Genomic DNA, 9,335 nt, shown 5'->3' with positions numbered 1-9,335 from the left:
TGCGTGGTGCGGCCGTGGACGTGTTTCCGAGCGAACCGGCCTCGAACAAGGAGCCCTTCGTCACGCCGCTGCAAGGCCTCTCGAACGTTATTCTGACACCACATATTGGCGGCTCGACGGAGGAGGCGCAGGAGCGCATCGGTGCCGAGGTTGCGAAGAAGCTCGTCGAGTATTCCGATGTGGGCACGACGGTCGGAGCCGTGAACTTTCCGCAGGTTCAGCTCACGTCCCGCGCCACCGGTACACGCTACATCCACGTGCACCGAAATGTGCCCGGCATTCTCGGACGTCTCAACAACGCCTTCTCGCAACGCGGCCTGAACATCACGGGCCAGCATCTGCAGACGGATGGCGAGATCGGCTATGTCGTAATCGATGCGGAAGGATTGCCCGAGCAGAGCCGGGAAACCCTTGATGAGATCCGCGCCCTCGAAGGAACCATTCGGGCACGGCTTCTCTACGCAAGAGGATAACCTGTCACGTTCGCCTACAGAGCTTCCTGAAGCATTTGCCCTAAAGTCATGATACCGTCGGGGCCTTCCTCCTGACGCATCGTGCGGGGTGTTGTCACATTAATTGATAGTTGGCGCACTAAGGGAAACTTGATCTCTTAATGGACTTAAGCGGCAATGCCGGCTGCAGACTTCCACTCCGCCATGGCATTGAGGCGGTGAAGGTGGCTAGCAAGGGCAGATGCGAGTTCTCCGCGCGGTTGTTGAGCCCTTTATGTTGCCGATGCGCGACTGCCGGCATGATCTGTCGCCGGGCGGCAGCATACGAGCCGAGCTTGTCGGTGATCATCCGTCCCGGTGGACAGCCCTGCTTCTTCAACAGACGCTTCAGCAAGCGCTTGGCCGCTTTGGTGTTACAACGGGTCTAGACGATCTCATCAAGGACATAGCCGTTCTGATCCACCGCCCGCCACAGCCAGTGCGTCTTGCCGGCAATAGTGAACACGACTTCGTCGAGGTGCCAGATGTCGCGGCGGCTCGGCCTCCTGCGCCGGAGGCGGCGAGCGTAGGCGGGTCCGAACCTCAGAGCCCATCGGCGTACCATCTCATAGGAAACGAAGATGCCGCGTTCCAGCAGCATCTCCTCAACCAAGCGTAGGCTCAGCGGGAACCGAAAGTAGCGCCAAACGGCATGAGCGATGATCTCGGGCAGTGAACGGTGACGCTTGTAGCTGATGGGCTTGGTCATGCCTGCCCTTCTACACGGCTCTCTCCAATACCCAAGTTAACGTGACGAACCCTGCGGCGCGGATGTTTTGCTGCAGGCGCAAAGCCAGCAGTCGAACTAAGCATTTCGCGATAGCCCAACAACATCTCGCATGTCGTATTCTCTGGGTCCTTTCTCGCCCTCCCTCGCGCCACGCTTTATTCAGCCCGGTAAATAATCTCCAGACGAATACTTATTGACATGCTTTCACAAGCGGGTTCAACTTTTCCATTCGCCGGGAACTTTCAAATTCGTTCTGGAAAAGCTTACTCAGCAACTTTGTATATCTCAGCAAGGTCGCGTAGATCCCAGTTCCCGCCAGACAACACCGCACAGACCTTTTCGTCGGGCTTGACGTCTATGCTGCCCGCTAACAGTGCTCCGACCCCGATCGAGGCGGCTGGTTCAGCGATCAATTTCGCATCCTTGGCAAGCGCGCGCATCGCGGCAATGATGTGCTCGTCTTCAACAAGAACAATCTCGTCCACATACTTTTCGATAATCGGATACGGGTTTTGACCCGGAACACTTAACCTCAAGCCATCCGCAATGGTGTTCTTCAAGGGAAGCGATGTACGCTCCTTGTTAATCCGGCTGTGAAAATACTTCGGTGTCAAGGCAGGCTCTGCCCCGATAACGCGCACCGACGGCTTCGTTTCCTTGATAGCCGTTGCGATTCCCGAGATCAGGCCTCCGCCGCCTAGGGGAACAATGACCGTGTCCACATCGTCCAGGTCTTCGAGTATCTCGCACCCAATCGTTCCCTGGCCAGCCATTACAACGGGGTCCTCGAAGCCGTGAATAACCGCATACTTGTTTCCTTCAGCGATTTCGTAGACCTTTTTCCATCTAGCAGCATTATCACCATCAAAAAGAATGACTTCCGCACCAAGGGCTTTTGTATTTTCGATCTTGATCTTGGGCGTGGCGACCGGAAGTACCAATATCACTTTTACGCCGAGCATCTTGGCCGCGTAAGAAAGCCCCTGGGCATGGTTGCCCGACGACGTCGCGATAATGCCGTTTGCGATCTCTTCTCTCGAGAGCGAGAGAGCCTTGTTCAGGGCGCCGCGGATCTTGAAGGCGCCAGTAATCTGCAGGGTTTCGGGTTTGAGATAAAGCTGACAGCCAGCGGCCTTCTCGATTTTCTCCGCACGCAACAGCGGCGTGTGCCTGACGTGCGGTTTCAGCCGTTCCCGGGCTTCACGGATGTCCTGAATGGTGGGGTAATTGCGCATGGTCATCACTCAAAAAATTGAAAGAAGGTGCCGAGGTTATTGGCGATGGCGTTCTGATAGATTTTGCTGGCTGTCGTATTGTCCTGTATGGCCATCCCCGTTGAATCGAAAATCGTGATTTCGTCATCACTTTCTCGTCCCGGCTTCCTTCCCAACAATATCTCGCCGATCTCTGCATGGATGTCGTCTTTGGCGATGATGTTTTTATTCAGCGGGTGCCAGGTCTCGCCCTTTTCGGCGCACTGCGCAATTGAGTCGACGATGACTTTTGCGTTCCTGAAGATCTCTGGATCCAGCTCCTGTTTGCCACGTTGATCTGTACCGATTGCAACAATGTGCGTGCCGGGCTTCACCCAATCCGCTTCCACAAGCGACCCTTTCCCGCGGGTCGTCGTAATCAGGATATCGGCCTGCTCAACGGCTTCTTTTTTAGAGTTTGCCATGATTACAGGAATGCCAAATTCGCCTTCGATATCCGTCTTGTATTTGGAAAGCGTGTCCGCGTGACTGTCCCATGCGTGGATCACTTCGATCTTCATGATCTCGTTGATCGCCCGGATTTGCATTCGCGCCTGATTGCCCGTCCCGATCGATGTGATTTTCCTGGCATTTTTCCTTGCCAGCGCCCTTACAGAAACGGCTCCAGACGCCCCGGTTCGGAGCCCAAGGATCAAACTTCCATCCATGATGCAAATCAACGCACCGCTCTTGGCATCAAACAGGAAAATGGTCGCCATGCCATTGGGCACGCCGTGTGCTGTCGGGTTATCAATGAACCCTCCAGAAGAGGCTTTCATGGAGATCATTTCATTGGCTTTGTAGTAACCAAGCTTAAAGTCGATTTCCCCACGAGGTGACGGGAGATCTATTCCAATATAGTCAGGTTGTTCCACCTGATCACTGTTAAAGGCTTTGTAAGCCTCTTCCACCGCGCCGATGACTTCCGTCATGCCGATTAGCCGTCTTACTTCATCCTTCGTAAGCAGCAGCGTTTTCATGAATAATCCCTACCCGTTGTGAAGTCGGGGCCTACGCCACACGCCCGCCGCCGGAGCGTGACACTTTTGCCATCGGCTCGCCTGGTGCTGACTGGTCCACGTGCAAGCACTGTCACACCGGGTACGCAGCAGAAAATGTCGAATGAGCCCAGCATACCCAATTTCCGTTGATTCTCGCCCCGATTTGCGAAAGCTTCCGCTACGACCCCCTGGCCAACATTGCCGCTCTCGTTTCGATGGCGCGCCGGCTCGAGCCGCTGCTGCATGCGCATCGGACGCAAACTGATGGAGCTGGTGCTGGCAGAACTAGGAGACCATCGCTCGACACTACCATGGCCCGGCAGCACTCTAAAGGCGCCCCCTCGTCTGCTGAAGGACCTTGTCTGGGACAGATGACGAAACCTGACGCTGATCCCTCGACTGGCGACTTGACCTTTGGCCACCGACACGGTCCAAGTATCCAAGCCGGCCGCGCTTCTCCAATGAATCGTGTGACGAGAATCTCCAGGGTTCGCCTCTCGACCAATTTATCCCCGTCCTATCCTCCGGCCGCCGCATTGAAACGCTGCATCTCCGCGAGCAAGGTATTCGCGCGGTCCACTATGTCGGCCTGGATTTCATATGACTAGACCATGCGCATGACCTTCAGCATCCGGGAAACGGCCTGCCGATAGTCGGCCGCTCGCAGTGCAACGCGGCAATGACTGGTCAGACCCGGCGCGATGCCGCTCTGCGCACCGAATCTTTTCTGAAACCAGTACCGCTCGTCTTTCTTGATGATGTAAGCAGCCCGTGCCATGAGGGTAAAATCCTCGTCGTTACACGGTGTTACAATGCGGCAACACGTGTTCGGCGAACGGCCTACCAATTGCTGGCAAACGTCAGGATTTCCAGGCTTTGTCGGGGGTGATACAAATTGGTAGCGGAGGACCGATACCGTCGATCCGCACACCTACCGGATATACGCTACAAGCTCCGATTGTTCTCTCGGCTTCTGGCGGCCTAGGTATGCTTACAGCATGACCTGTGTGGGGCCGCATGCGGTCTGTCCGGTTTTGGCCGAGTTTATACTTGGCTGCCGTCCAGTTGGACACTGCAGCATCGTCATCCAACGTCGCGAACGCCAACTTCGTCTAGAGCGCTTGATACATAACGAAGGCGTCAACATAGCCATGTGTCGGGTGCTTGAACGCGCCGGGCAACGTGCCCACAACTTCAAAACCCATTCTCTGCCATAGCGAAATGGCGCGCTGGTTGGTACTCACCACGAAGTTGAACTGCATTGCCCGATACCCGTGGGCGCGGGCGGTTGCCATTGAGTGTTCGCACATACGGCGTGCGACGCCTCTACCCGTCGCATCAGGTGCTGTGACGTATCCACAGTTGCAAACATGCCGGCCACCGCCAGCCTGATTGGGACGCATGTAGTAGGTGCCGAGGATGGCGCCCGCTTCCTCGGCAACGAAGACTTTCTTGTCTGCTCCCATCCAATAGGCAAGAGCCTCTGCCCGGCTCAGGTTACGATCAAGCGTATAGGTTTCTCCCGCTTGGATCATGGGCTCGATGATCGACCAGACGGCGGGAGCGTCAGCAGATGAGGCGGGGCGAATATGCATGGCGGCATGATTAGCGTTTGCAGCAGGTGCTGAGAAGCGGATTATAGTGTTTTATCCCTGGCGCGTGCATTCGGCCGGCCCTGGACGCAGGCCCGGCCACCTGCTGGCAGGTAGGCGGTCTAGCCTGCGACCTTGATGAGCGCGCGCTCCAGGGATGCAAGGAAGAGGTCAACATGCTTGGCTTGGCAAACGAGCGGAGGGCGCACTTTAAGTGTATCCTCATTGGCTCCTGTCGTGCTGATAAGTACGCCGTCATCCCGCATGGCGTTGACCACATCCAAAGCCATCGCACGCCGGCCTGCCGCCGGTGTGCCCTCAGGCCCCATGTCGACGCCAAAGAAAAGACCGGCGTTTCGGATGGCACGAACTCCATAATGCTGCTTTGCAATTTCCTCCAGCCCGGCTCGGAGGTGCTGGCTCATGGCAAGCGCTTTTTGGGGGATTTGGTCACGCTGCAGGATCGTCAGCACGGCGTCCGCGGTCGCTATTCCGACCGTATTTCCGGCGAACGTGTTCGAGTAGCGAGCGGTGGCACCGAACTGCTCCATCGGGGCTCTGCGACCAACGACAGCGCCAATTGGAAATCCGTTGCCCATCGGCTTGCCGAGGGTAACAAGATCGGGAACGATCCCGTGCCGCTCGAAGCCCCACATATGGGCGCCTGTTCGCCCAAAGCCCGGTTGAACTTCGTCGGCAATGACGAGGCCACCTGCCTCCCGCACCGCTGCAGCTCCGTTGGCAATGAAGCCAGGAGGATCTACCCAGACGCCATCGCTGGAAAAAATACTGTCGATGAGCAGGGCCGCAACGCCCATGCCACGACGGTTCAAATCCATAATGGCTGAACGAATCTGTGCCTCGAAAAAGTCCGCAGCCTGGGCTTCCGGCACGCCCGCCGGGCCGGGGAGTGATACCATGCGCACGAATGGACTGAGCTTGACTGCGTCGCCCAAGTTCGGCGAAACTGCGGCTACCGCCGCACTCGTGCCGTGATACGCATAGGAGGACACGATCACGCCTTCGTTGCCGCTCGCAAATCGCGCGATACGCAGGGCCAGATCGTTGGATTCACTCCCCGTGCAAGTAAAAACCACCCGGTCGAGCTCGTTTGGGAAGGTATCGACCAACCGCTCGGCATAGTCGACAAGGTTTGGCTCGAGATAGCGTGTGTTGGCGCTTATTCGGCCCGCCTGCTCAGCCATTGCGGCGTTGACTTCCGGGTGGCAATGGCCGAGAGACGGCACGTTATTGTAGAAGTCAAGATAGGCCTGCCCGTCAGGATCGTAGAGCCACATGCCTTCGCCGCGCACGAAGTGCACGGGCCGGCGGTACTGGAGCCGATACGAGGCCCCCAGCACTGCGTCACGGCGAGCAATTAGCTCGGACTCGCGCCGGGGAAGGTCGGATTCGCCGGGTCTGTAGCGATTCGGCATGAGATCTGTGGACATGTGCTGCTGCCTCTTCGAACGAGTACCTTGATCAGTTCGCGGTTCGGCGACCGTGCCGGTCGAGCAAACCGCAATGGCGTTACGGCAAGGACGACGATATTGCCGCCAGGACTGCCGCCTCGCCCGATGCGACACCAAGAGGCGCCAGGATAGAAAGGCCGTGCTCGGCACGCGCGACGTTCTTTTTGATGTACTGGGCGTCGGCCGGAAAAAGGTGGGAGCGCCAGTAATTGACCAAGATCAATGCGCTTTGTCGCGCCCGCATCAGTCCGACGAGCAGTCTTGTTTCCAGCGTCGAAAGTGCAATGACAGAGGCATAGCCGGCGATAAGATGTTCGGCCCCACCCAGAGGAAGGGTCGAATCCGTTACGACGTGACTTGCTGCGATCGCCAGATCCTGGATCCTGGGACTCCAGCAGCCATCGCCAAAATCGATGAAACCCATTCCCTGGCCAGTCACCATCATATTGAATGGGCTGGGATCGTTATGAGTGACCTGCCACGCCACATGCGAGAGTTGTGGCTCAACAAACTCCACATACTCCGCCATCGCGACGCGAACGCTGTCGGCAATGCTCCCGGATGGCAGGTATTGCTCTAGTTCCATCAACCGCGACCAGCACCCGACATGCCAAAGAACGGGGCGGTGGGCCGCGGGCACATTGACCTGCGCAAGGGCTCGGTCCAGCCGGGCGAGAGCGCTGCCAGTTCGAAAAAGCAGGTCGGGAGTGGGCGTCGCCTGGTGCAGCGGAATGCCCTCAATCCGGGTCTGCAAGTACCCGCATAGCCCCTCTTGCTCAAACATCAATGCGCCGCTGCTCGTGCGGAGCACTTCGGGTGCAACGAAGCCCTCGGCCCCTTGTAATCCCGCCATGGCGGCGGTTTGGAAACGAAAGCTGTCGATCGCCTCCGGTCTTGTCGACGTCTTCAGGATCAATCGGCGGCCGTCCGACAGGTTGACCTCATCGGTGCGCTCGACCTCGGAGGATAATGTCGCGATCGATCCCGCCAATCCGTAGTGGCGCTGTAGCAGTGCCGCCGACATGTCCGGTTCGGAGGAGCCCGGCCGCATGGCCAGGATTGCGGCGGCAGCGCGAAAATAGGCTTCGGTTGAGGCTGCCGCGCAGGGCAGATGGTCGCGTCCCGCAGCCATAGAGCTATTGCGCTGACCGACTTCTTCATCGGGGACCAGATCACTACAAGCACCCAATTCGAAAGATCCTCGCCTGTTGGAGATGGTGTTCTTCATGCTGCGAAAGGTGGAGCGCTCCAGCCATGAAGCCCCGCGCCCCATCCGCGCCCTCAGAGCCCGAAAACGCCGGGTAGCTGCGTCACATCGCGGATTTCGGTGTACTCGTAATAGGGGTTGGCCGGCTCATGGCCACGATTAACCCAGACCTTGCTCTTGATGCCGAGATCATAGGCAGACATCAGGTCGTGGCGGAAAGACGAGGACACGTGAGTTATGTCCTCTGGGCCGCATCCTAACATGTCGAACATATATTCGAACGCCTTGAAGTGCGGCTTATAAGCCCCCGCCTGTTCAGCGGTGTAGACGGCATGAAATGGCGCGCCGAGCTTTGCCACGTTCGACGGAATTTGGGCCATCATGGAGTTCGAAAGGATAACCAGCGGAATTTCCTTGGCCAGTTTAGCCAAGCCCTCGGGTACGTCCTGATGCGGTCCCCAGGTCGGGATGCGGTTGTAGATCGTTTCAGCGTCTTCGGCACGGAATGCGACGTTGTTGCGGCGGCAGGTGCGCTCCAGTGCGTTGTGAACGACATCGGCATAGGGCTTCCAGTCCTGCATCACCTCATCGATGCGGTAGGCTTGGAAGTTTCTGATGAATTCGTCCATGCGCGGCCCATCCAGAAGATGACCGAACAGATCCCGAGCGGCTTCCGCCATTTGGAAATTGATCAGCGTGCCGTGGCAATCAAAAGTCACGTATTTCGGCCGGAAGCGATCCATGTTCTTGGTTCCTGTCAATCTGCCCTATTAGCCGAGCATAGCTGCAGGCGTTTGGCAGAATGTGCCGAAATGCATGGTCATTCAGCAGAAGGCCCTCCGGTCGACCGCAAACCCAGCACGACCTTCCGCGGTACTGTTTCTTTCGCCTCTCCTGAGCCGAAACCGACCTGTAGCGCTCGCGCTGTGTGCTGAGCCGAGCCGAACAGATCAGAGGCGTACTCAGTTCGGCCAGCGTCTGACTCATCGTTCGATAGGCACGCCAACCTCTGGCCAAGGCCCATCCCTCGTGTTCGCAGGCGACGGCGGCTTTTTGGGATCGGCAGCGGTGGAACGCCACGACCGATATGGGGCGCGGAGCCGCTATGGCCGTCGCCTGACGAAGGCCGCTTCCGGATTTCGTAATCGAACCGCGAATGGCCTACTGGGGGTCGGTACCTGTCATGCACAGTGGTGCTTGGTCAATTGGAGTCTCGCGGGCTCCGTTGCAGTAACTTGGAAAGGGCATAACGAACCCATTCAAAAGCTTTCTTCACGCGGCGAGATCGAAGAGCTGGCTCACGAGGCGGATTTCGCCTATCGCTCCTGGTTGTTGCTGGATGCATTGGCCGCGGCGGATCATCCGCAGGACCTCAAAACCTTTGATAGTGGCGTAGGCTGTTTTCATCCTCTGGAAGCCGCGGGTCGGCCGGATCACGCGCTTGAGCGCGCCGTGATCCGCTTCGATGACATTGTTATCGGGCATGCTTTTCCTCGGCACCATCGGCGCGTTGGCGCAACCAACTCGGCGGCTGTATCCTGGGGTGACCGGGACAGGGGTGTCGGGAGCACGTGATGTGGGCAGGCCGA

Annotated in this window: 9 protein-coding genes and 1 pseudogene; 1 reads left to right on the top strand and 9 read right to left on the bottom strand. The window is 57.8% G+C overall.

What is annotated here, in order from left to right:
* Positions 1 to 473, top strand: a 473-nt coding sequence (locus ACS5Q1_RS44655) for an ACT domain-containing protein (RefSeq protein WP_473104245.1), incomplete at its 5' end; no start/stop codon positions are given.
* A 124-nt stretch (positions 474 to 597) separates the two neighbouring features.
* Here the strand turns inward: ACS5Q1_RS44655 and ACS5Q1_RS44650 are convergent.
* The 9 genes and pseudogenes from ACS5Q1_RS44650 to ACS5Q1_RS44610 form a co-directional block, all read right to left on the bottom strand.
* Positions 598 to 1,200: pseudogene (locus ACS5Q1_RS44650) on the bottom strand (IS6 family transposase); the annotation flags it as partial.
* A gap of 284 nt (positions 1,201 to 1,484) precedes the next feature.
* A complete protein-coding gene (locus ACS5Q1_RS44645; protein ID WP_473104244.1) occupies positions 1,485 to 2,462 on the bottom strand; it encodes a threonine/serine dehydratase in 978 nt (325 codons plus the stop codon).
* Positions 2,462 to 3,454, bottom strand: coding sequence for an ornithine cyclodeaminase family protein (locus tag ACS5Q1_RS44640; RefSeq protein ID WP_473104243.1), 993 nt, complete (start codon positions 3,452 to 3,454; stop codon positions 2,462 to 2,464). The genes ACS5Q1_RS44645 and ACS5Q1_RS44640 overlap by 1 nt, the downstream gene beginning before the upstream one ends.
* Positions 3,455 to 4,079: 625 nt before the next feature.
* Positions 4,080 to 4,253, bottom strand: coding sequence for a hypothetical protein (locus ACS5Q1_RS44635; RefSeq protein ID WP_473104242.1), 174 nt, complete (start codon positions 4,251 to 4,253; stop codon positions 4,080 to 4,082).
* A 334-nt stretch (positions 4,254 to 4,587) separates the two neighbouring features.
* The gene (locus ACS5Q1_RS44630; protein WP_473104241.1) at positions 4,588 to 5,070 is read right to left on the bottom strand and encodes a GNAT family N-acetyltransferase; all 483 of its coding nucleotides are present in this window, start codon (positions 5,068 to 5,070) and stop codon (positions 4,588 to 4,590) included.
* Positions 5,071 to 5,189: 119 nt separating this feature from the next.
* Positions 5,190 to 6,518, bottom strand: coding sequence for an aspartate aminotransferase family protein (locus ACS5Q1_RS44625; protein ID WP_473104240.1), 1,329 nt, complete (start codon positions 6,516 to 6,518; stop codon positions 5,190 to 5,192).
* Positions 6,519 to 6,597: 79 nt separating this feature from the next.
* Positions 6,598 to 7,812 carry a phosphotransferase enzyme family protein gene (locus ACS5Q1_RS44620; RefSeq protein WP_473104239.1) on the bottom strand — a complete coding sequence of 405 codons (1,215 nt, stop codon included), beginning with the start codon at positions 7,810 to 7,812 and terminating at the stop codon, positions 6,598 to 6,600.
* A gap of 8 nt (positions 7,813 to 7,820) precedes the next feature.
* Entirely contained in the window at positions 7,821 to 8,489 is a 669-nt protein-coding gene (locus ACS5Q1_RS44615; RefSeq protein ID WP_473104238.1) for a haloacid dehalogenase type II, read from the bottom strand.
* A 529-nt stretch (positions 8,490 to 9,018) separates the two neighbouring features.
* Positions 9,019 to 9,335 (bottom strand): DDE-type integrase/transposase/recombinase (locus ACS5Q1_RS44610; protein WP_473104237.1); only part of this gene is annotated, 317 nt, incomplete at its 5' end.

The sequence above is a fragment of the Microvirga sp. GN3 genome (genome assembly GCF_055792825.1).
This window is presented reverse-complemented; position numbering and strand designations above follow the sequence as displayed.